Origin of the sequence: Streptomyces sp. NBC_00028 (genome assembly GCF_045041065.1) — a bacterium.
Taxonomy (GTDB): domain Bacteria; phylum Actinomycetota; class Actinomycetes; order Streptomycetales; family Streptomycetaceae; genus Streptomyces.
Genome location: NZ_CP108293.1, coordinates 8451381 through 8472244, shown reverse-complemented (window position 1 = coordinate 8472244; position 20864 = coordinate 8451381). Strand labels below are relative to the sequence as shown.

Annotated in this window: 21 protein-coding genes and 1 riboswitch; of the genes, 15 read left to right on the top strand and 6 right to left on the bottom strand. The window is 71.9% G+C overall.

All coding sequences use genetic code 11. The features are described 5' to 3' along the window. Positions 1–58: 58 nt before the first annotated feature. Positions 59–278: riboswitch (cyclic di-AMP (ydaO/yuaA leader) on the top strand. A 3-nt stretch (positions 279–281) separates the two neighbouring features. Further along, positions 282–755 (top strand): C40 family peptidase, encoded by a 474-nt coding sequence (locus tag OG885_RS38280; RefSeq protein WP_405739897.1) that lies wholly within the window; start codon positions 282–284, stop codon positions 753–755. A gap of 75 nt (positions 756–830) precedes the next feature. Here the strand turns inward: OG885_RS38280 and OG885_RS38275 are convergent, their stop codons facing one another. Further along, positions 831–1454, bottom strand: a complete 624-nt coding sequence (locus OG885_RS38275; protein ID WP_405739894.1) for a LysE family translocator — start codon at positions 1452–1454, stop codon at positions 831–833. Between the two features lie 88 nt (positions 1455–1542). On the opposite strand from OG885_RS38275, the gene OG885_RS38270 reads away from it, so the two are divergent. Further along, positions 1543–2463 (top strand): LysR family transcriptional regulator, encoded by a 921-nt coding sequence (locus OG885_RS38270; RefSeq protein ID WP_405739891.1) that lies wholly within the window; start codon positions 1543–1545, stop codon positions 2461–2463. On the opposite strand, the gene OG885_RS38265 is transcribed toward OG885_RS38270, so the two are convergent. Further along, entirely contained in the window at positions 2460–2918 is a 459-nt protein-coding gene (locus tag OG885_RS38265; protein WP_329341746.1) for an ATP-binding protein, read from the bottom strand. The genes OG885_RS38270 and OG885_RS38265 overlap by 4 nt on opposite strands. 212 nt (positions 2919–3130) lie before the next feature. On the opposite strand from OG885_RS38265, the gene OG885_RS38260 reads away from it, so the two are divergent. Together OG885_RS38260 and OG885_RS38255 are read left to right on the top strand one after the other, a co-directional pair. After that, positions 3131–4003 carry a helix-turn-helix domain-containing protein gene (locus OG885_RS38260; protein WP_405739888.1) on the top strand — a complete coding sequence of 291 codons (873 nt, stop codon included), beginning with the start codon at positions 3131–3133 and terminating at the stop codon, positions 4001–4003. 9 nt (positions 4004–4012) lie between these two features. Beyond that, positions 4013–4234 carry a DUF397 domain-containing protein gene (locus OG885_RS38255; RefSeq protein ID WP_405739886.1) on the top strand — a complete coding sequence of 74 codons (222 nt, stop codon included), beginning with the start codon at positions 4013–4015 and terminating at the stop codon, positions 4232–4234. 35 nt (positions 4235–4269) lie between these two features. On the opposite strand, the gene OG885_RS38250 is transcribed toward OG885_RS38255, so the two are convergent. Further along, positions 4270–5397: an 8-amino-7-oxononanoate synthase gene (locus OG885_RS38250; RefSeq protein WP_405739883.1), complete on the bottom strand. Its 1128-nt coding sequence runs from the start codon at positions 5395–5397 to the stop codon at positions 4270–4272. Positions 5398–5544: 147 nt separating this feature from the next. On the opposite strand from OG885_RS38250, the gene bioB reads away from it, so the two are divergent. The 3 genes from bioB to bioD are packed head-to-tail and all read left to right on the top strand — an operon-like array spanning position 5545 to position 8774. Further along, a complete protein-coding gene (bioB, locus tag OG885_RS38245; RefSeq protein ID WP_405739880.1) occupies positions 5545–6789 on the top strand; it encodes a biotin synthase BioB in 1245 nt (414 codons plus the stop codon). Then, positions 6782–8056: an adenosylmethionine--8-amino-7-oxononanoate transaminase gene (locus tag OG885_RS38240; RefSeq protein ID WP_405739877.1), complete on the top strand. Its 1275-nt coding sequence runs from the start codon at positions 6782–6784 to the stop codon at positions 8054–8056. Before bioB ends, OG885_RS38240 begins: the two co-directional genes overlap by 8 nt. A 1-nt stretch (position 8057) precedes the next feature. Further along, positions 8058–8774 carry a dethiobiotin synthase gene (bioD, locus tag OG885_RS38235; protein WP_405739874.1) on the top strand — a complete coding sequence of 239 codons (717 nt, stop codon included), beginning with the start codon at positions 8058–8060 and terminating at the stop codon, positions 8772–8774. Between the two features lie 54 nt (positions 8775–8828). On the opposite strand, the gene OG885_RS38230 is transcribed toward bioD, so the two are convergent. Beyond that, a complete protein-coding gene (locus OG885_RS38230) occupies positions 8829–11144 on the bottom strand; it encodes a LuxR C-terminal-related transcriptional regulator (RefSeq protein ID WP_405739872.1) in 2316 nt (771 codons plus the stop codon). A 115-nt stretch (positions 11145–11259) separates the two neighbouring features. Here OG885_RS38230 and OG885_RS38225 point away from each other — a divergent pair, with 115 nt between their 5' ends. Both OG885_RS38225 and OG885_RS38220 read left to right on the top strand, forming a co-directional pair. After that, the gene (locus tag OG885_RS38225) at positions 11260–11946 is read left to right on the top strand and encodes an esterase/lipase family protein (RefSeq protein ID WP_405739869.1); all 687 of its coding nucleotides are present in this window, start codon (positions 11260–11262) and stop codon (positions 11944–11946) included. Between the two features lie 73 nt (positions 11947–12019). After that, positions 12020–12700, top strand: a complete 681-nt coding sequence (locus OG885_RS38220) for a class I SAM-dependent methyltransferase (RefSeq protein WP_405739866.1) — start codon at positions 12020–12022, stop codon at positions 12698–12700. A 12-nt stretch (positions 12701–12712) separates the two neighbouring features. Here OG885_RS38220 and OG885_RS38215 read toward each other — a convergent pair whose 3' ends face one another. Next, positions 12713–13051 (bottom strand): fic family toxin-antitoxin system, toxin component, encoded by a 339-nt coding sequence (locus OG885_RS38215; protein ID WP_405743070.1) that lies wholly within the window; start codon positions 13049–13051, stop codon positions 12713–12715. 43 nt (positions 13052–13094) lie between these two features. Next, positions 13095–13322, bottom strand: a complete 228-nt coding sequence (locus OG885_RS38210; RefSeq protein ID WP_109500398.1) for an antitoxin — start codon at positions 13320–13322, stop codon at positions 13095–13097. Between the two features lie 190 nt (positions 13323–13512). On the opposite strand from OG885_RS38210, the gene OG885_RS38205 reads away from it, so the two are divergent. The 6 genes from OG885_RS38205 (at position 13513) to OG885_RS38180 (ending at position 20839) form a co-directional block, all read left to right on the top strand. After that, positions 13513–14397, top strand: a complete 885-nt coding sequence (locus OG885_RS38205; RefSeq protein WP_405739863.1) for an ABC transporter ATP-binding protein — start codon at positions 13513–13515, stop codon at positions 14395–14397. A 4-nt stretch (positions 14398–14401) separates the two neighbouring features. Continuing rightward, on the top strand, positions 14402–16969 hold the full coding sequence (locus OG885_RS38200) for an ABC transporter permease (RefSeq protein WP_405739860.1): 2568 nt from the start codon (positions 14402–14404) through the stop codon (positions 16967–16969). An 81-nt stretch (positions 16970–17050) separates the two neighbouring features. Beyond that, the gene (locus OG885_RS38195) at positions 17051–17908 is read left to right on the top strand and encodes an LLM class F420-dependent oxidoreductase (protein WP_405739857.1); all 858 of its coding nucleotides are present in this window, start codon (positions 17051–17053) and stop codon (positions 17906–17908) included. A 65-nt stretch (positions 17909–17973) separates the two neighbouring features. Next, complete coding sequence (locus tag OG885_RS38190) at positions 17974–18399, top strand: GNAT family N-acetyltransferase (protein WP_405739854.1); 426 nt, start codon at positions 17974–17976, stop codon at positions 18397–18399. 98 nt (positions 18400–18497) lie between these two features. Continuing rightward, the gene (locus OG885_RS38185; RefSeq protein WP_405739851.1) at positions 18498–19829 is read left to right on the top strand and encodes a hemolysin family protein; all 1332 of its coding nucleotides are present in this window, start codon (positions 18498–18500) and stop codon (positions 19827–19829) included. Further along, positions 19826–20839, top strand: a complete 1014-nt coding sequence (locus tag OG885_RS38180) for a hemolysin family protein (RefSeq protein ID WP_405739848.1) — start codon at positions 19826–19828, stop codon at positions 20837–20839. Before OG885_RS38185 ends, OG885_RS38180 begins: the two co-directional genes overlap by 4 nt. Positions 20840–20864: the final 25 nt, after the last annotated feature.

Sequence of the window (20864 nt, the reverse complement as noted above, 5' to 3'; positions counted from 1 at the left end):
CATTGGGTGCGTGAAGATCCCTGTCTGACGACAAGCCCCCGCCGCAGCGGCGGGGCGGTCCGGGCGGACGCCGAGTCCTGCCGCCGCCCGGATGACCGGTCGACAGGAGTGGATCGGCAGGAGTGGAGGACCCAGGCAAGACGGGTCGCCGGGAAGGTCGCTCTCTTCGGAGAGGCCGGTCCGAGCAGCCCTTGGGGTGAAGCCGCGACAAGCGGCCGGGCAACTTCGCCAGCCCGAATCCGACAGGTCATCCTTCACAGGCGGCTGACGAAGGGTTGCGCATGTCTGCGCTCAATCGTGTCCCGTCGCTGATGGCCCGAGCCGGTACGGCCTCGGCCCTCACCATCGCCGCAGTGGGCGGCTCCATCGTGGTCCCGGGCATCGCCTCCGACGCGGAGGCCGCGACACCGGCGACGAAGGCACTTCAGGTGGCTGCCTCAAAGAAGGGCTCGCCCTACAAGTGGGGCGCCACGGGACCGCACAGGTTCGACTGCTCAGGGCTCACGCTGTACTCGTACAAGAAGGCGGGCAAGAGCCTGCCGCGCACGGCGGCCCAGCAGTACAACAAGACCCGCCACATCTCTTCCGGCAGCCGCAAGGCCGGAGACCTCGTGTTCTTCCACTCGGGGTCGAACGTGTACCACGTCGGCATCTACGCCGGGAAGGGAAAGATCTGGCACTCCCCGAAGAGCGGGGAGGTCGTGAAGCTCGAGAAGATCTGGTCGAGCAGCGTCTGGTACGGCCGGGTCAAGTAGCCCCCCGCCGAGCGGACCGGTGACTCTCCCGTGGGGGTGACGGCCACCTGACCGGCCATCACCCCCGCGGGGCTCTCAGCCGAGGGCCACCAGCGGTTCCAGCAGCAGCACGACGCCCAGCACGCTCAGCGCGGCCCCGGTACCCCCCGCGACAAGCCGTGCGGCTCGCGGGCGCCGCAACCACCGGCCCAGCCGGTCCACCAGCAGCGCCACCGCTGGGAACCACACCAGGGCGAGCACGACCACGATCAGCGCCAGCAGCAGCGTCCGGGGCAGCGCGGGCTCGCCGGCCGGCACGAACTGCGGCAACAGGCTCAGGAAGGTGATGGGCGCCTTCGGGTTCAGGGCATTGGTGACGAACCCCTGCCGCACCGGCCGCACGCCGCCGCCCCCGGACTCCTCGACCGCACTGTACGGACGGCTCAGTGAGCGCAGCGTCCGTACGCCCAGGTAGAGCACATAGGCGCCGCCCAGCAGTTGGAGCGCACGGAACAGCGCCGGTACGGCCGCCAGGACCGCGGCGACCCCGGCCACCGCGAGCGCCGTGTGCAGCAGCAGCCCGCCCGCGACGCCGAGAGCACTCGCGACACCGGCCCGGCGGGAGACGAGGGCATTGCGTACGACGACGGTGAAGTCGGCGCCGGGCATGGCGACCATGCCGGCGGCGACCCCGGTGAAGGCGATGAGCTGTCCGTCCATGCCGTCCAGCGTGCCGTGCCGGAGCCTTCAGCAGGTATGTCGAATATTCTGGGTCTGCCTTAAGCATCCCTTTAGCCTGGGGGCCTGTATGTACGACCCGAACCGCCTCGCCGCCCTGGTCGCGGTCGCCGAGGCCGGCTCGATCACCCGGGCGGCCGAGCGCCTCGGGTACACCACCCCCGCGCTCTCCCAGCAACTGGCCAAGCTGGAGCGGGAGGCCGGCACGGCGCTTCTCGTACGGCATCATCGCGGCGCACGGCTCACGGGCGCCGGTGAGCTGCTCGCGGCGCGGGCGCGCCGGGTGCTGGACGAACTGGAGCAGGCCCGGCATGAACTGGCCCGGCTGACCGGGCTGTCCGGCGGCACGCTGCGGCTCGGCACCTTCCAGACCGCGGGTATCCATCTGCTGCCGTCCGTGCTGAGCGCGTTCCGCCGGGCGCATCCGGACGTGGAGCTGACGGTCGCCCACCTCGAACCGCCGGCCGGGGTGGAGGCGGTGGCCGCCGGTGACGTGGACCTGGCGCTGACGCATTCCTACGCACCCGCGGACCCGGTGCAGCTCCCCGCGTCCGTCAGGGCGGAGCCGGTCCTGGTGGAGGAACTGGTGCTGGTGACCGCCCCGGGGCATGTCCTCACGAGCGACAGCTCGCGGCTTCCTCTCGCCGCACTCGCCGGGCAGCCGCTGATCAGCATGGCCCCTGACCATCCCGCCCGGCGCGGCGTGGAGGCGCTCCTCGCCCGGGCCGGGGCCACGCCGTCCGTCCTGGTGGCGACGCCGGTGTACGCGCTGGTGTGCGCGCTGGTCAGTGCGGGGCTCGGGATCGCGGTGGTCCCGGAGATGGTGGCGCGGACGGCGGTCACTCCGGTGGGGACGCGGCCGCTGGGGACGGGAGAACTGCGCCGTACGATCTCGGTCGCCCACCGGGCCGACGGGCCGGCCCCCGCGGCGGACGCGTTCCGGGCACTGCTGCGCGGTGCCTTCGGCCGCGCGAGACAAGGTGGTGTCTAGGGTTCCTGCTGTCCCGCCGCCGATACCGGCTCGGCCGGTACCGTCCACGGGAGTTCGATGGAGACGGTCTTGCCGCCCTCGCGGGTCGGGCGGACTCTGAGCTTGCCGCCGTACTCCGCGGTGAGCCAACGGATGATCACCATGCCGCGGCCGTTGTCCTGTTGGACGGCGGCCGGCAGCCGCTTCGGGAAGCGGGGGTGGCTGTCGGTGACCCCGATGCGCAGATGTTCGTCACGGTCGAGGTGGAGGTCCACCGTGAAGGTGGGTGACTGCCCGAAAGTGTGCTGTACGGCGTTGGTGGCGAGTTCGGAGACGATCAGCCGGATCGTCTCCGCCGCTTCCGTGTCCGCCGGCAGACCCCATTCCGCCAGGGTGCTCAGGACATAGGCGCGGGCCGCGGAGACCGAGGCGGGATCGCTCGGCAGAGTGACGGATGCTTCCAGATGGTCTGCCATGGCGACGTCGTCCCTTTCCCACGGGACCGCAGTCCGACACGGAGCGGATGGTTCGAGTACGGTCCCGGACTGGTGCTTCTTCGCCAGACTGCCATTACCAGGCCGGTCACGGTGCCGATCCACCAAGATATGCATATATCTGTCGCTCGAAGCGGTGAACTCTCCGACGGAAGACCGTATTTGGGCGGCCCGGAAGGAGTAAGGAGTAGCCCATGCAGCACGGTCCCGCGGTACGCCGCCGGAAACTGGGCGCCGAACTGCGTGCGTTGCGCACCGGTGCGGGGCTCACCAGTGGTGAGGCGGCCCGGCTGGTGGGCTGGCACCAGTCCAAGGTGAGCCGGATCGAGACCGGCGCGAGCGGCGTGAAACCGGCCGATGTGCGGTTACTCCTGGACGCCTACGAGGTGCACGACAGCCAACTGCGGGAGTTGCTTCTCGTGTTGGCCGGCTCCGACGAGGCCGGGGCAGGACGCCATCACTGGTGGCACGCCTATCGCGGGGTGCTGCCGCCGACGTACCGGGACTTCATCAGCCTGGAGTCGCAGGCGAGCGCGATGCGTACGCTCGAGATCTCCGTCGTGCCGGGGCTGCTGCAGACGCCCGAGTACGCCCGTGCGGTCACCCGGGCCGCGGTCGGCGGACTCGACGACGAGCGGGACGAACGGCTCGACGCGCTGGTCGAGGTACGGCTGGCCCGGCAGGACGTGTTGCGGGCCGACCCCCCGCTGGAGCTGGCCGCGGTGCTCGACGAGGGAGTGCTGCGCCGGGAGGTCGGCGGCCCCGAGGTGATGGCCCGGCAGCTGCGGCGGCTCATCGAGGCGGCCCGGCTTCCCCAAGTCAGGCTTCAGGTGCTGCCCTTCGCCGCGGGAGCACACATCGGCATCACCGGCCCTTTCGTTATCTTCTCGTTTTCGCGCACTTCTGATCTGGACGTGGTTGTTCTCGACCACTTGACGAGTAGCCTCTACCTGGAGCGGAAAGAAGACCTCCGGGCCTACACCGAGGCCTTCAACACCCTTCAGATCCACGCCCTTTCGCCCGAGGACTCGTTGGATTACATCGCCGGGATAGGTGACGGCGCGTAAGGAGGCACCATGTCTGCACTGCCTCGGAACGTACCTACCAGTACCGATCTGCACGACGTGCGCTGGCTGCGCAGCAGCTACAGCACGGGAGCCAACAACTGTGTGGAGACCGCCCGGCCCGGGCCCGGCCCGCAGGCCGGACTCGTCGCCGTACGCGATTCGAAGGACCCGTCCGGACCCGCGCTGCTCTTCTCCCCCGAGAGCTGGGCGGGATTCACGGCCGCGTTCTGATCAGTTCTGTCCGCACACGGCCGTGTCACGCCGACTCATGGTCGTGTCTCACCGATCACCTGTACAGCGCGTTCGATCTGCGCCTCGGAGAGGTCCGCGCGGGCGGTCAACCGCAGCCGTGAGATGCCGTCGGGCACGGAAGGAGGACGGAAACAGCCCACGGACAGGCCTGCCGTACGGCAGTCGGCCGCCCACTGCACGGCCTCCTCCGGGGACGGCGCGCGCACGGAGACCACCGCGGCGTCCGGACGTACCGCCTCGTGCCCCGCGGCGGTCAGCCGTGCGTGCAGTTCGGCGGCCACCTCACGCGCCCGGGCCGCCCGCTGCGGCTCGCGGCGCAGCAGGCGCAGCGCCGACAGGGCGGCTCCGGCCGCCGCGGGGGCGAGGCCCGTGTCGAAGATGAACGTGCGGGCCGCGTTGACCAGGTGGTCGATCACCCGGGCCGGGCCGAGGACGGCGCCGCCCTGGCTGCCCAGCGACTTGGACAGCGTGACCGTCACGACGACGTCGTCGGCGCCCGCGAGCCCCGCCGCGTGCGGAGCGCCCCGGCCGCCGTCGCCGAGCACGCCGAGGCCATGAGCGTCGTCGACCACCAGACCCGCGCCGTGCTCCCGGCATGCCCCGGCGAGCGCGGCCAGCGGAGCGGCGTCGCCGTCGACGGAGAACACCGTGTCGGAGACGACGACGGCCGGCCCGTCATGCGTCTGGAGCGCCTTGCGCACGGCGTCCGGATCGGCGTGCCCGACCACCTGGGTGGTGCCGCGGGCCAGCCGGCAGCCGTCGATCAGCGACGCGTGGTTCCCGGCGTCGGAGACGATCAGCGAGCCGTGCGGGGCGAGCGCGGTGACGGCGGCGAGATTGGCCGCGTAGCCGGAGGAGAAGACGAGAGCCGCTTCAGAACCGCTGAATTCGGCCAGCTCGCGTTCCAGCTCGGTGTGCAGCTCGGTCGTGCCGGTGACGAGCCGCGAGCCGGTGGCCCCTCCGCCCCAGGTCCGCGCGGCCCGCGCAGCGCCTTCCACCACGTCGGGATGGTGGGCCAGACCCAGGTAGTCGTTGCTCGCGAGGTCCAGGAGCGGGGAGTCGGCGGGGCGCGGGCGCAGGGTCCGTACGAGTCCGGCGTGGCGGCGCAGCCGCGCCTGCTCGTCGATCCAGCCGAACGCCATGGGTCCTCCGGGGGTTTTGTAGGCAGCGAACAGACACTAGTGGGACAAGCAGCCTCCCACTGTGTGGCAATACCCACACAGTGAATGGCCGCTGTTGTACGAACTCTCCTTGGCCGGAGACGGCTCCTTAGGACAGGATCAGCTTTCATGGACCTGCTGAACACGCTGGTGGACAAGGGGCTTCGGCGCGAGCTGCCGACCCGCGAGGAGGCGCTCGCCGTCCTCGCCACTTCCGACGACGACCTGCTCGACGTGGTGGCCGCGGCCGGAAAGGTGCGCCGGCACTGGTTCGGCCGACGGGTGAAACTGAACTACCTCGTCAACCTCAAGTCCGGCTTGTGCCCGGAGGACTGCTCCTACTGCTCGCAGCGGCTCGGCTCCGAGGCCGGGATCCTGAAGTACACCTGGCTCAAGCCCGACGAGGCCTCCAAGGCCGCCGCCGCGGGTCTCGCCGGTGGCGCGAAGCGGGTCTGCCTGGTGGCCTCCGGACGCGGTCCGACGGACCGGGACGTGGACCGGGTCGCGGGCACCATCAAGGCGATCAAGGACCAGAACGAGAACGTCGAGGTCTGCGCCTGTCTGGGTCTGCTCTCCGACGGCCAGGCCGAGCGGCTGCGCGAGGCGGGCGCGGACGCCTACAACCACAACCTCAACACGTCCGAGGCGACGTACGGGGACATCACGACGACGCACACCTACGCCGACCGCGTCGACACCGTGCAGAAGGCGCACGCGGCGGGTCTGTCGGCCTGCTCGGGTCTGATCGCGGGCATGGGCGAGTCGGACGAGGACCTGATCGACGTGGTCTTCTCGCTGCGCGAGCTGGACCCGGACTCGGTTCCGGTCAACTTCCTGATCCCCTTCGAGGGCACCCCGCTGGCCAAGGAGTGGAACCTCACCCCGCAGCGCTGTCTGCGCATCCTGGCGATGGTCCGGTTCGTCTGCCCCGACGTCGAGGTCCGGATCGCGGGCGGCCGTGAGGTCCATCTGCGCACGATGCAGCCGCTCGCCCTGAACCTCGCCAACTCGATCTTCCTCGGCGACTACCTCACCTCCGAGGGCCAGGCGGGCAGGGCCGACCTGGAGATGATCGCGGACGCCGGCTTCGAGGTGGAGGGCGCGGGCGAGATCACGCTGCCGCAGCACCGGGCGGACGTGGCGGCCGCGGCTGCGGGAGGCGGGTGCGGGTCGCACGAGAGCGCCGGCGGGTGCGGGTCGCACGAGAGCGTCGGCGGGTGCGGGTCGCACGAGAGTGCCGGGTGCGGGACCGGCTGTGGTTCCGTGTGCGGTTCCCATGAGGCCGCCGCCGCGCCCGAGGTCAACGAGCCGCGCACCGACCTGGTCGCCGTACGCCGTCGTGGGGCCGGAACGGATCTCGCGCCCAATGCCTGAGCTGCCCGTGTCCGAGCTGCTGGAGCTCGACCGGCGGCATGTGTGGCATCCGTACGGCCCGATGCCCGGCCGGGCGGAACCGCTCGTCGTGGAGTCGGCGAGCGGGGTGCGCCTGCGCACGTGCGCCGGGGAGCTGGTCGACGGCATGTCGTCCTGGTGGTCGGCCATCCACGGCTACAACCACCCGGTGCTCAACGAGGCCGCCACCACGCAGCTCGGCCGGATGAGCCATGTGATGTTCGGCGGACTCACGCACGAGCCCGCCGTACGCCTCGCGAAGCACCTTGTCGACATGTCGCCCGAGGGCCTGGAGCATGTCTTCCTCGCCGACTCCGGGTCGGTGTCGGTCGAGGTCGCGGCGAAGATGTGTCTTCAGTACTGGCGTTCGCTGGGCCGCCCGGGCAAGCAGCGGCTGCTGACCTGGCGGGGCGGCTATCACGGGGACACCTGGCAGCCGATGTCGGTGTGCGACCCCGACGGCGGCATGCACGACCTGTGGACCGGCGTACTGCCGCGCCAGATCTTCGCGGAGGCCCCGCCGACGGAGTACGAGGAGTCGTACGCCGACCAGCTGCGCGCGCTGATCGAGCGGCACGCTGACGAACTGGCCGCGGTGATCGTGGAGCCGGTGGTGCAGGGCGCGGGCGGGATGCGCTTCCACTCCCCCGCGTATCTGCGGGTGCTGCGCGAGGCGTGCGACGCGCACGACGTGCTGCTGGTGTTCGACGAGATCGCGACCGGCTTCGGTCGCACCGGCGCCCTGTTCGCGGCGGAGCACGCGGCGGTGACGCCGGACGTGATGTGTGTGGGCAAGGCGCTGACCGGCGGCTATATGACGATGGCGGCCACCTTGTGCACGGCACGCGTGGCCGACGGGATCTCGCGGGGCGAGGTCCCGGTGCTGGCGCACGGCCCGACGTTCATGGGCAACCCGCTCGCCGCCGCGGTGGCCTGCGCCTCGATCGAGCTGCTGCTGGGCCAGGACTGGCAGGCCGAGGTCAAGCGGATCGAGGCGGGGCTGACGGAGGGGCTGACGCCGGCGCGTGAGCTGCCGGGCGTCCGGGACGTCCGCGTCCTCGGGGCGATCGGCGTGGTCCAGCTGGATCACGAGGTGGACATGAAGGCGGCCACGGAGGCGGCGGTGCGCGAGGGCGTGTGGCTGCGGCCGTTCCGCGACCTCGTCTACACCATGCCGCCGTACGTCACGGGTGACGCGGACGTGGCACGGATCGCGCGTGCGGTGTGCGCGGCGGCGGGAGAGGGTTGAGATGTCTGTACTGGTGATCACGGGCACCGGCACGGAGGTCGGCAAGACGATCACGACCGCGGCGGTCGCCGCCGCCGCGGTCGCCGCGGGCCGTTCGGTGGCCGTGCTCAAGGCGGCCCAGACGGGCGTACGGCCGGACGAGCCGGGCGACGCCCAGGAGGTCGCGCGCCTCGCGGGCCCGGTCACGACGGCCGAACTCGCCCGCTACCCCGACCCGTTGGCGCCGGCGACGGCAGCGCGCCGGGCGGGCCGTGCCCCGGTTCGCCCGCCGGAGATCGCCGAGGCGGCTGCCAAGCTGGCCACCGAGCACGACCTGGTGCTGGTCGAGGGCGCGGGCGGCCTGCTCGTACGGTTCGACGAGGCGGGCGGGACGCTGGCCGACGCGGCGCGGCTCCTCGGCGCGCCGGTTCTGGTCGTGGCCACGGCCGGCCTCGGCACGCTGAACACCACGGAACTGACGGCCCGTGAACTGCGCTTCAGGGGCCTGGAGTTGGCGGGCGTCGTCATCGGCGGCTGGCCCGACGCCCCCGATCTGGCGATGCGGTGCAACGTGGCCGACCTGCCGGAGGTCGCCGGAGCGCCGCTGCTGGGGGCGCTGCCGATGGGCGCGGGCGCCTTGGCCCCCGCCGACTTCCGTGCGGGGGCGCCGAGTTGGCTGGCGCCGCGGCTGGACGGGGTATGGGACGCGGAGGCGTTCCGGGACCGGGAAGCCGCCTGAGTCGGATGCGGTCCGCGTCGATGGAGTGGCCGATCAGGACGGGGGCCTGCGTCATCACATCTCCGCCCCCTCCCCTTCAGCCAGCAGCCGTACCAGTTCGATCCGTGAGCGGATCCCCAACCGGGTGAAGACACCCCGCAGATGGTGGTCGATCGTGCGGGGGCTGAGGGCCAGCCTGGTGGCGATCTCTCGGTTGGTGGCGCCGTCGGCGGCCATCCGGGCGACCATGAGCTGCTGGGCGGTGAGCCGGGTGGTCAGGTCGTCCGGGGCCGTTGCGGCGGGAGTCGCCGGGGTGCCCAGGGCGCGGAGTTCCGCCCGGGCCTGGGCGGCGCCGTGCGGGGCGCCGAAGTGTTCGAAGGCTTCCAGGGCGCTGTGGAGACGGTCGCGGGCCTCGGTGCGGTGCCGCAGCCGACGCAGCGCGCTGCCGAACAGCAGCTCGGTGCGGGCCCGTTCGAAGTCGCGGGTGCCTCGGGCGTGCAGGTCGAGTGCGGTGCGGTAGTGGTCGACGGCCTCGGCGCCCGGGGCCAGCAGGGCCCGGCAACGGGCGCTCAGCGCAAGGTCGTCGGGGCTGCGGACGGCGCTCGCCCAGCGGTGGTAGTCGGCGTGCGCGACCCGTGCGACCCGGGTGTCGTCGGTGCGGACGGCCGCCTCCACGTAGTGCGGGGTGGCCAGGTGCCGGATGGCCCGGTGGCCGTGGCCGGGGCCGAAGCCGGCGAGGGCACGCAGCCGGGCCGCCGCCGCGGCGAACCGGCCGCTGCTCAGGTCGAGATAGGCGAGCGCCCACTGGGCGAGCGCGGCGGGCAGACCGAGGCCGCGGGCGAGAGCGTACGAGCGGGCCGTCGCCGCGCGTTCCCGGCACACGTCGGCGTCGCCCGTGAGCGCCGCGAACATGGCCAGGGCCGCCTGGAGATGGCAGGCGCCGTTGTCCTGGCCGGTGGCGTACGCCTGCCAGAGGGCGTCGGCCGCGGCGGCCTCCCCGGCGCGCGGGCGCCCGGTCCAGAAGTCGGCGTAGGCCCGGAACTCCATCGCCTGCGCCGCGGCGACCGTCACGCCGCGCACCCGGGCGGAGGCGGCCGCGCGGACGGTCGCCGCGGTGGCCCTGGTGTGGTCGCCGAGCATGAGGGCGGCGATGCCGGCGTGGATCAGGAGGGTCGGGTCGCCACCGGGGCCGCAGCGGCCGGCCGTCGCGCCGAGCAGGTCACGCGCGTCCTCGTACCGTCCCTCGAAGGCCGCCGCGAGCCCGCCGAGCGTCCCGGGGGGCTCGATTCCGAGCCTGCGGGCCACCCGGTCGGCCTCCCGACATCGCCGCAGGTCACCGGTGTAGATGGCGGCTTCGGTGGCACGGGCGAGGAGGTGGAGGGCGGGGTCGGGGACGTCGAGGGTGGTGAGGGTGGGGCGCGGTGTGTCCAGTGTTGCGGAAACGTTCCGGCCGTCGGGCGCGGAGGCCGCTTCCGGAGCCGCGCCATCGGCCTCGGACGTCGCGTCCCCCTCCTCCCCCGGTTCCCGCACCACAGCGGTCAGCAGGGCGTCGAACGCCTCCGCCGCGTTGCCGGCGCGCAGGGCGAGTACGCCGGTCAGCGCGTCGTCCTCGGTGCGGGCGGTCAGGGCGCGGGCGCGGTCACCCGCACCCGACTGCCAGGCGTACACGGCGGCACGTGTCAACAGCAGCGTTTGCCCGCCCCGGTCGGGACAGAGGGCCGCCGCGCGTTCGGCGAGGGCGCGGGCCAGCGGGAGGCGGCCCTCGTCACGGGCCTTGGCGGCGGCCGTGGCGAGTTCCCCGGCCAGTCGGGAACTGGGGCCGAGGGCGCCCGCGCCGCGGTGCCAGGAGCGCAGCGGGGTCTCGCCCTCCGCGCGCAGCACGCGGGCCAGCAGCCGGTGGACGTCGCGCCGGTCCGCCGGGGAGCCGGTCTCGTAGGCGGCGATCCTCGTCCAGGCGTCACGGAAGACGACCCCGTCGGCGCTCGCGTGGGCGAGCCCGGCGGTCTCGGCGGCTTCCAGGGGGCGGGTGTCGAGGCGGGCGGCGGCGACCGCGCGCAGGAAGGCGTGGGTGGCGACCGGGTACTGGTCGGCCGCGGCCAGGAGCAGCAGGAGGCGGGTGTCGTCGGGCAGGGCGCGGATCTCCGCGCGGTGGGCGCGCAGCAGCGACGGGGCCAGTGCGGCGGGTTCGGCGGGAAGGGGGTCGAGGCCGGTCGAGCGGCGGTCGTCGAGCAGCCGTACGGCCTCGGCCGCCGCGCGAGGATCGCCGTGCACGGCGTGCAGGAGCCGTACGCGGACGCCCTCGGGCAGGGCGGAGACCAGGCCCTGCCACGCGTCCGTGGGGGGCGGTGGCGAAGTGGGGGCAAGGGGCGGGGGGTTCACCGGAGTCACCACGCCATCGACGTTACTGGCGAGTTAATTGACACGTAAAGACCGGCGATTTCACCGATGCGGCGCGCGTAGACCCGGCCGCACCCTCCTGACAACCCCACCCGTATCAGGAGGCACCATGCAACCCCGCATGCGCCGCATGTCAGCGGCCGTCTCGGCCGTCGTCACCTCGCTCCTTGTGTCACTCTCCCTGTCCGCGGCCCCCGCTCAGGCCGCGACCCACAATCCGATCGTCTTCGTCCATGGTTTGAGCAGTGACGCGAGCAGTTGGGACGACTGGATCGCCGACTTCAAGGCCGACGGCTACACGTCCTCGCAGCTGTACGCGTTCTCGTACGACTGGTCCAAGTCGAACGTCACCACCGCGAGCCAGCTCTCCAGTTACGTGAAGACCGTGCTGTCGCAGACCGGCGCCTCGAAGGTGGATCTGGTCGTGCACTCCATGGGCGCGCTGAACTCCCGCTACTACCTGAAGAACCTGAGCGGGACATCGTACGTGGACGACTTCGTGTCGGTGGCCGGCGTCAACCACGGCACGACGACCGCTTCCTGGTGCTCCTGGCTGTACACGTCGTGTGCCGAGATGTACACGGGCAGTTCGTTCCTGACCTCGCTCAACTCCGGCGACGAGACCCCGGGCAGCGTCTCGTACGCCAGTTACTGGTCGAACTGCGACGACGCGCTCACCCCGGACACCACGGCGATCCTCAGTGGCGCCACCAATGTCGAGGTCGGCTGCGTCTCCCACACCGACATGAACAACGACTACGGCGTCTACCAGCAGGTGCGCGACTTCGTCGCGTAAGGCGCGGCGGGAGGTGCACGGATCGCGCACCGGGGGACAATCACGGTAGGGCCCGTCCTTTCGGGAGGTCGCCATGCCGCTACGGTCCGCCGGCTCGGGCAGGTTGCCGAGCGATCCCGTGCACCACCCGCGTTTCGCCCGTTACTACGCCCGCGCGAGTGTCACCGCCGAGACCCGCTGGGGCATGGCCGGGGTGCGTGACCGGCTGCTGTCCGGGCTGTCCGGGCGGGTGATCGAGATCGGCGCGGGCAACGGACTGAACTTCGGCCACTATCCGGCCGCCGTCGCGGAGGTCGTGGCGATCGAACCAGAGCGCGCGCTGCGGCAGTTGGCGGTCGAGTCCGCCCTGCGCTCGGAGGTGCCCGTCGACGTGGTGCCGGGTGCCGCGGAGGCGCTGCCGGTCAAGAGCGAGGCCTTCGACGCGGCCGTGGTCTCGCTGGTGCTGTGCAGCGTGCGCGATGTGCCGCGGGCCCTCGCGGAGATACGGCGGGTGCTGCGGCCCGGTGGCGTGGTGCGGTTCTTCGAGCACGGCCGGGGCGGCGGACCGGCGATGCGGTTCGCCCAGCGGGCGCTGGACCGGACGGTGTGGCCGCCGCTCGCCGGGGGCTGCCATCTGTCCCGGGAGCCGGTCGCCGCGCTGCGGGAGGCGGGGTTCGAACTCGGGCCCTACCGGCGGGTGTTCATGCCGGAGAAGGGGCCGAGGACGCCGGCGTCGTTCTGTGTGCTGGGCACCGCCTGGCGTCCGGCCGAGTGAGCGGCCCGGCGTTCACTGGCTCCACTGCCGCAGTTCCTCCGCGATGTCGTGCACCGAGGCGTCCCCGTTCTTGACCAGCCGGGCCAGGTCACGGACCTGCTCGGGCGAGGTGACGACCTTGAGGCCGCTCGCGACGAGGTAGGCGTAGGCGACGGAGGACGCGTACAGGGCGTTGGAGCGCTCCAACGCCGGTACATGGATCAGGAGTTGGAGCAGGGCGGCGGCGCGGGCGTGCGCGCTGTCGTAGACGGGCACGTCGAATATCTCGGCCTCGTGCCGCGCGACGGCCGCGACGAGGGCGCCCCAGTCGACGACCTGCGGGTCACCCGGGGTCTTCTGTTCGGCGAGCATGAGGAGCCAGGCGAGGTCGATTCTCAGGTTGTCGCTCAAGGGGTCAGCGACGTCCCTCGCGCTCGGCGCCGAACTCCTCGGCGAACACGTTCTCGTACTGCTTCATGAAGTCGGCGGCGGCCTCGACGAAGGTCTGTCCGACCTCCCCGGCATCCTGCCTGACCAGCTCTTCGATGTAGCGGTTGACGCTCATGCCGCGGGCCAGGGCGCGTTCGCGAGCCGCGCGGGCGGTGCCCTCGTCCACCCGTACGTTCAGCTGGGTCTTCGCCATACCTCGACGCTAGCGCCGGACCGCTAGCACCGGCAAGAGGGTCCGCCCGCGGGTGGAGATTGCCCCCTACATCGGTATCAGGGGCCCGACCTGGGGTGGAGACGGCCCTGCACTCCAGGGGGATACCGGGTGTGGGCGGGGTCACACTACGCTCGGCCGGGAGTCCGTACGTCCGAGCGAGGAGGCAGTCTTGTCCACATCTGCTGCGGAGCACGCCCCCGGCCATGCGTCGGCCGACGGGGTAGCGGCCCGCGCCCGCGGACTGACCAAGGCGTACGGCTCGGGCGAGACCACGGTGCTGGCCCTCGACTCGGTGGACGTGGAGATCGCGCGCGGTCGCTTCACCGCGGTCATGGGGCCCTCCGGCTCCGGGAAGTCGACCCTGATGCACTGCCTGGCCGGGCTCGACAACGTGTCCGCCGGTCAGGTCTGGCTCGGCGACACCGAGATCACGGGCCTGAAGGAGCGCGAGCTGACGCGGCTGCGACGGGACCGGATCGGGTTCATGTTCCAGTCGTTCAACCTGATCCCGACACTGAACGCGGCCGAGAACATCACCCTGCCCATGGACATCGCGGGCAAGAAGCCCGACGAGAAGTGGCTGGACCAGGTCATCGACACGCTCGGGCTGCGGGACCGCCTCAAGCACCGGCCCGCCCAGCTGTCCGGCGGTCAGCAGCAGCGGGTGGCGTGCGCGCGGGCGCTGGCCTCCCGGCCCGAGCTGATCTTCGCCGACGAGCCGACCGGCAACCTCGACTCGCGGGCCGGTCTTGAGGTGCTCGGCTTTCTGCGCGACGCCGTGGACGACCTCGGGCAGACCGTCGTCATGGTCACCCACGACCCGGGCGCCGCCGCCCACTCCGACCTGGTGCTCTTCCTCGGGGACGGACGGATCGTCGACCGGATGGAGCGGCCGACGGCCGAGGCGGTGCTGGAGCGGATGAAGCGATTCGATGTGATCCGAGGCCAGGCCGACAGCGGCGCTCCCGCCGAAGCCTCCTCAGACACCTCCTCAGACACCTCCTCGGACGCCTCCTCGGACGCCTCCCCCGACGTCTCCCCCGACAAGGACTGAACCGGTGCTGAAGGCGACGCTCCGCAGCTTCCTCGCGCACAAGGGACGGCTGTTGCTGTCCGCGCTGGCCATCGTCCTGTCCGTGGCGTTCGTCGCGGGCAGCCTGATCTTCTCCGACACGGTGACCCGCACCTTCGACCGGCTCTTCGCCTCCACCTCCGCCGATGTGACGGTGGAGCCGAAGGACGACCTCGACTCCCAGGTGCCGACCGGCGAGGCCCGCACCCTGCCCGGCTCCCTCGCGGCCCAGGTCGCGAAGGTCGACGGCGTCGCCTCGACCCATCCGGACGTGAGCGTCGAGAACATCACGGTCGTCGACCGTGACAACGAGTCGGTCGGCCCGACCACCGGCGCCCCCACCATCGCCTCCGACTGGTACGTCACCGACCGCAGCCCCTTGAAGCTCACCTCCGGCCATGCCCCGCGCGGCGCCGCCGAGGCCCTCCTTGACGCGGACACCGCCGACAAGAAGCACGTGAAGATCGGTGACACCCTGACCGTGCTGGCCCAGCCGGGCACGTTCAAGGTCCGGATCGTCGGCATCGCGACCTTCACCACCACCAACCCGGGCGCGGCCCTCCTCTTCCTCGACCCGGCCACCGCTCCGGACCAGCTGCTCGGCTCGCCGGACAAGGCGACGAGCGTCTCGGTGGACGCGGCCCCCGGGGTGAACGACGCCCAGCTCAAGAAGCGGATCGCCGCGGTGCTGGACACGGGCGCCTATGACGTGAAGACCGCCGACGAGCAGGCCAAGTCCGCCTCGGAGGACCTCGGCGGATTCCTGGACGTCATCAAGTACGTGATGCTCGGCTTCGCCGGGATCGCGGTACTGGTCGGCGTGTTCCTGATCGTCAACACGTTCTCCATGCTGATCGCCCAGCGCACCCGGGAGTTGGGCCTGCTCCGCGCGCTCGGCGCGGACCGCCGGCAGGTGCGCCGGTCGGTGCTGACCGAGGCGATCCTGCTCGGCCTGGTCGGCTCGACGCTGGGCCTGGCGGCGGGCATCGGGCTCGCGGCCGGCCTCATCAAGCTGATGGGTGTCTTCGGGATGAACCTCAAGACCACCGAGATGGTGGTCGGTTGGGGAACTCCCGTGGCGGCGTACGTCGTCGGGGTCGGCGTCACCTTCGTGGCGGCGTATCTGCCGGCGCGGCGGGCAGCGGGTGTCTCGCCGATGGCGGCGCTCGCGGACGCCGAGATCGCGGGCATCGGCAAGCCGCTCAGGACACGGGCGGTCGTGGGCTCGATCGTGGGCGCGCTCGGCGCGGCGGCACTGGTGGGCTGTGCGACGGCGACCAAGACGTCCTCGTCGGCCTCCCTGCTGGGCCTCGGCGTCGTCCTCACGCTCATCGCGACGGTGATCGCGGGCCCGCTGCTGGTCCGCCCGGTGATCCGGGTCCTGGGCGCCGCCTTCCCGGCCCTCTTCGGCTCGATCGGCCGGATGAGCCAGCGCAACGCCCTGCGCAATCCCCGCCGTACGGGCGCCACCGCGGCGGCCCTGATGGTGGGCCTCGCGCTGGTCGGTGGCATGTCGGTGGCGAGCGCGTCGATGTCGAAGTCCTTCGACCAGCAGATCGACAAGACGCTGGGCGCCGACTTCGTCGTCCAGAACAGCAACTTCGTGCCGTTCTCGCAGACCGTCACGGACGCCGTGCGCGACACCGAGGGCGTCGGACTCGTCGTACGGCAGCGATTCGCGCCGCTCGCGGTACGGCTGCCGGACGGCAAGCGCGTCGAGACGACCGCCGCGGGCTACGACGACAAGGTGGACGACGTCGCCCGTGTCACGTACGCGGACGGGGACTCGGCGGCGGCGCTGGCGCCCGGCAGTCTCGGCATGGACGTGGACTTCGCCAAGGACCACGACGTGCGGATCGGCGACACGATCCCCGTGGAGTTCCCGGGCGGGCAGCGCACGCGGATGAAGGTCGCCGCCCTCACCGACCAGGACGGCTCCGACGGCTTCGGCATGCAGGGCGGGCTGTTCTTCGGCATCGCCACGGCGGAGAAGTACGTGCCGGGCGGCCAGGACTCCGCGCTCTACGTCAACGCCGCCTCCGGCACCAACGCCGACCAGTTGCGGGCCCGGCTGGACAAGTCCCTCGACCCCTATCCCCAGGTCCAGGTCCGTGACCTGGCCGACTACAAGAAGCTGGTCCACGATCAGATCGCCGTCCTGCTCTACCTGGTGTACGCGCTGCTCGGCCTCGCGATCGTCATCGCGGTGCTCGGTGTCGTCAACACCCTTGCCCTGTCGGTGGTGGAGCGCACCCGGGAGATCGGCCTGCTGCGCGCGATCGGGCTCGCCCGTCGCCAGCTGCGCCGGATGATCCGCCTGGAGTCGGTGGTGATCGCCGTCTTCGGCGCGGTCCTGGGGCTGGCACTCGGGCTGGTGTGGGGGGTGTGCGTCCAGCAGGTGCTGGAGTTGCAGGGCATGAACGCGCTCGCGATCCCATGGACGACGATCGTCGCGGTGGTGATCGGCTCGGCGGTCGTCGGCATCGTGGCGGCACTGCTGCCCGCGTTGCGCGCCTCGCGCATGAACGTGCTGGCGGCCATCGCGCACGAGTGAGGCAATCGGCGTGACCTCACGTCACAGGCGCCCACCAGGTGGTAGACGTTGCCTCAAGTCGTAGGCGTTCGAGGAGAGTTCATGCCGCGCCCGTTCCGCTTCGGCGTCAGCCTGATCGACCCCGCGCCCGCCGGGGCGTGGCGGGCCAAGTGCCGCCGGGCCGAGGAGATCGGGTACGACGTGCTCCTCGTCCCGGACCATCTGGGCATGCCCGCGCCGTTCCCGGCGCTGGTGGCGGCGGGCGCGGCGACGGAGCGGCCGCGGCTCGGCACGTTCGTGCTCAACGCGGGTTTCTGGAACCCGGCGTTGCTCGCCCGCGAGGTGGCGACGACGGACGCGCTGACGGACGGACGTCTCGAACTCGGCCTGGGCACCGGGTATGTACAGGCGGAGCACGACCGGGCGGGTCTGCCCTTCGGGTCGCCACGCGCGCGCGTGGACCATCTCCGGCACACGGTCGAGGAGTTGGGGCGGCTCCTCGACGCGCGGGTGCCCCTGCTGCTCGGCGGCAACGGCGAGCGGATGCTGCGGCTCACCGCCGAGCACGCGGACATCGCCGCGTTCACGGGCGCGTATCTGGTCCCGGGGAGCACGGAGGGCAAGCTGGTGCCGACGACCCCCGCGGAGTTCGACACGCGGTTCGCCCGGTACCGGGAGCTGACGGCGGACCGCGCGGAACCGGCGGAACTGAACCTGCTCATCCAGATGGTGGTCGTCACGGACGATCCCGAGGCCGCCGTACGGCCCCTCGTCGACCGGGTTCCGGCATTGACCGTGGAGCAGGCGCTGGAGCTGCCCATTCTGTTGGTCGGCAGTCGGGCGGAGGTCACCGCGAAGGTGCTCGCGCTGCGCGAGACGTACGGCTTCAGCTATCTGACCGTGCTGGAGCCGCACATGGAGGCGTTCGCGCCGGTCGTCGCGGAGCTGGACGGCACGTGACCTCCGCCGCTGTCCGGATGCTGGAATTCCGGGTCTCGTCGTGGGGTGCGTGATGGGATCGCCGTATGACTGATCCGCACATCAGGGCCGCCGGGCCCGAGGACCTCGACCGGGTGCTGGCCTTCTGGAAGACGGCCGCCGAGGGCACGAGCATCAGCGACGACCGGGACGGCGTCGAGCGGCTCGTCGCCCGCGATCCCGAGGCGCTGATCCTGGCCGAGCGGGATGGCGAGCTGGTCGGCACGGTGATCGCGGGCTTCGACGGCTGGCGCTGCCATCTGTACCGGCTCGCGGTGCATCCGGAGCGCCGCCGCCAGGGCATCGGCTCGGCGTTGCTGGCCGCCGCGGAGGAGCGGTTCGTGGCGCTCGGCGGGCGTCGCGGGGACGCGATGGTGCTGGTGCGCAACGAGACGGGGCAGGCGGCCTGGCGGGCGGCCGGATACGAGCCCGAGGAGAAGTGGCGGCGCTGGGTGAAGCACCTCACGGTTTAGGCGGTTTTACTTTTCCTTTGCCATGGGTGGGTCACCCGGCCTCCCGTGAAAGGTGTGGGCTGCCACGCCCTGTCCGATCATGGGACGGAGGTGACCCGATGACCGAAGTGCTCCTGCTGCTCGTGGCGATCCTGCTCTCCGTGGCCTGCGGTGCCTTCGTGGCCGCGGAGTTCTCGCTGACCACGGTCGATCGCGGCGCCCTGGAGCGGGCCGTGGAGCGCGGCGAGCGGGGCGCGCCGGGCGCCCTGAAGGCCGTACGGAACCTGACCTTCCAGCTCTCAGGGGCGCAGCTCGGCATCACCGTGACCAACCTGGTCGTCGGCATGCTCGCCGAGCCGTCGATCGCCAAGCTCATCGCCGGCCCGTTGGAGTCGCTCGGGGTCTCCGCCTCGACGGCCTCCTCGCTCGCGCTGGTGCTGGGTACGGCGCTGTCGACGGTGTTCCTGATGGTCGTCGGCGAGCTGGTGCCGAAGAACTGGGCGATCTCCTCGCCGCTGGCCGTGGCCCGGCGGGTGGGCAACGCGCAGCGCTGGTTCAGCGCCGCGTTCCGGCCCTTCATCACGCATCTCAACAACACCGCGAACCGTGTCGTACGCCGGCTCGGCGTGGAGCCCACCGAGGAGCTGGCCGCCGCGCGCGGACCGCAGGAGCTGGCGGCGCTGGCCCGGTACTCCGCCAAGCAGGGCGCGCTGGAGGCCGACACCGCCGAACTCTTCGTCCGGACCCTGAATCTCGCGGATCTCACCGCGGAGAACGTCATGACACCGCGGGTGCAGGTCATCGCCCTTGATGTGCAGGCGACCTGCGAGGACGTCGCGAACGCCACGCGCGCGACCGGCCTGTCCCGTTTCCCGGTCTACCGCGGCAGCCTCGACTCGGTCGTGGGCACCGCGCACATCAAGGACGTCCTGACGGTCCCGGCCGAGCGTCGGCCCCGGATGCCCGTCTCCGAACTGATGCGCGAGCCGCTGCTCGTCCCGGAGTCGCTCACCGTGGACCGGCTCCTTGACCGGCTGTCCGGGAAGCGCACGATGGCCGTGGTCATCGACGAGTACGGCGGCACGGCCGGGGTGGCGACGCTGGAGGACATCGTCGAGGAGGTCGTGGGCGAGGTCCGCGACGAGCACGACCCGCACGAGACTCCCGACCTGGCCCCGGCCGGGAGTGACGACGAGGGCCGCGCGCTCTACTCGGCCGACGGCTCGGCCCGTGTCGACCAGCTCGCGCGCGTGGGGCTGCGGGCGCCCGAGGGGCCGTACGAGACGCTGGCGGGGCTCGTGGCGACCGAGCTCGGCCGCATCCCCCTCGTCGGCGACACGGTCGAGGTCACCGGGTGGCGGCTGGACGTCGTGGACGCCTCGGGGCGCCGGGCCGCGCGGGTGCTGCTGCACGCACCTCGGGACGTGTCCGACGAGGGGGCCGAGGCATGACCGCCGTCCAGCTGCTGATCGGCTTCGCGACCCTCGTGGTCAACGCCTTCTTCGTGGGCGCAGAGTTCGCCCTGATCTCCGTGCGCCGCAGCCAGATCGAGCCGTACGCCGATGACGGCGACCGGCGCGCCAGGAGCGTGCTGTGGGGCCTGCGGCACGTCTCGGCGCTGATGGCGGCGGCCCAGCTCGGCATCACCCTGTGCACCCTGGTCCTCGGTGTCGTCGCCGAGCCGGCGATCGCACATCTGCTGGAGCCGGTGTTCCACGCGCTGGGCGTGCCGAAGGGCGCGGGGCACGCGGTCTCCTTCGTGATCGCGCTGACCGCGGCGACCTATCTGCACATGCTGCTCGGCGAGATGGTGCCGAAGAACATCGCGCTGGCGGAACCGGTGCGCAGCGCGCTCCTGCTCGGCCCGCCCCTCGTCGCCCTGTCCCGCGGGCTGCGCCCGGTGATCTTCACGGTCAACGCCTTCGCGAACGGCCTGCTGCGGCTCCTGCGGGTCGAGACCAAGGACGAGGTCACGGCGACCTTCTCGAACGCGGAGCTGGCCCGGCTGGTGAAGGACTCCGACGAGGCGGGGCTGATCGACGACCGCACCCGGGAGCGGCTGCACGACGCGCTGGAACTGGGCCGCCGTCCGGTGGGCGAGGTGGTGCTCCCGCTCGAACGCGTCGTCTACGCGCGCGTGGGCGTCACCCCGGAGGAGCTGGAGCGACTGTCGGCGGAGTCCGGGTTCTCGCGGTTCCCGGTGGTCGACGAGACCCGCAGGATCGTCGGCTATCTCCACGTCAAGGACGCCTTGGACGCCTCGCCGCGGGACGTGCCGTTCCCGGTGCGCGACATGCGGCCCATCGCGCGCGTGCGGGAGGGCACACCGCTGGACGACGTGCTGACGGCCATGCGGGGCGGCCGTACGCATCTGGCGGCGGCGGTCGGGGACGACGGTCGGCTGGCGGGGCTGGTGACGATGGAGGACGTGCTGCGGCGGCTGTTCGGGCAGCGGGCCTGAGTGCTTCGTACGCGCACAGGGCGAC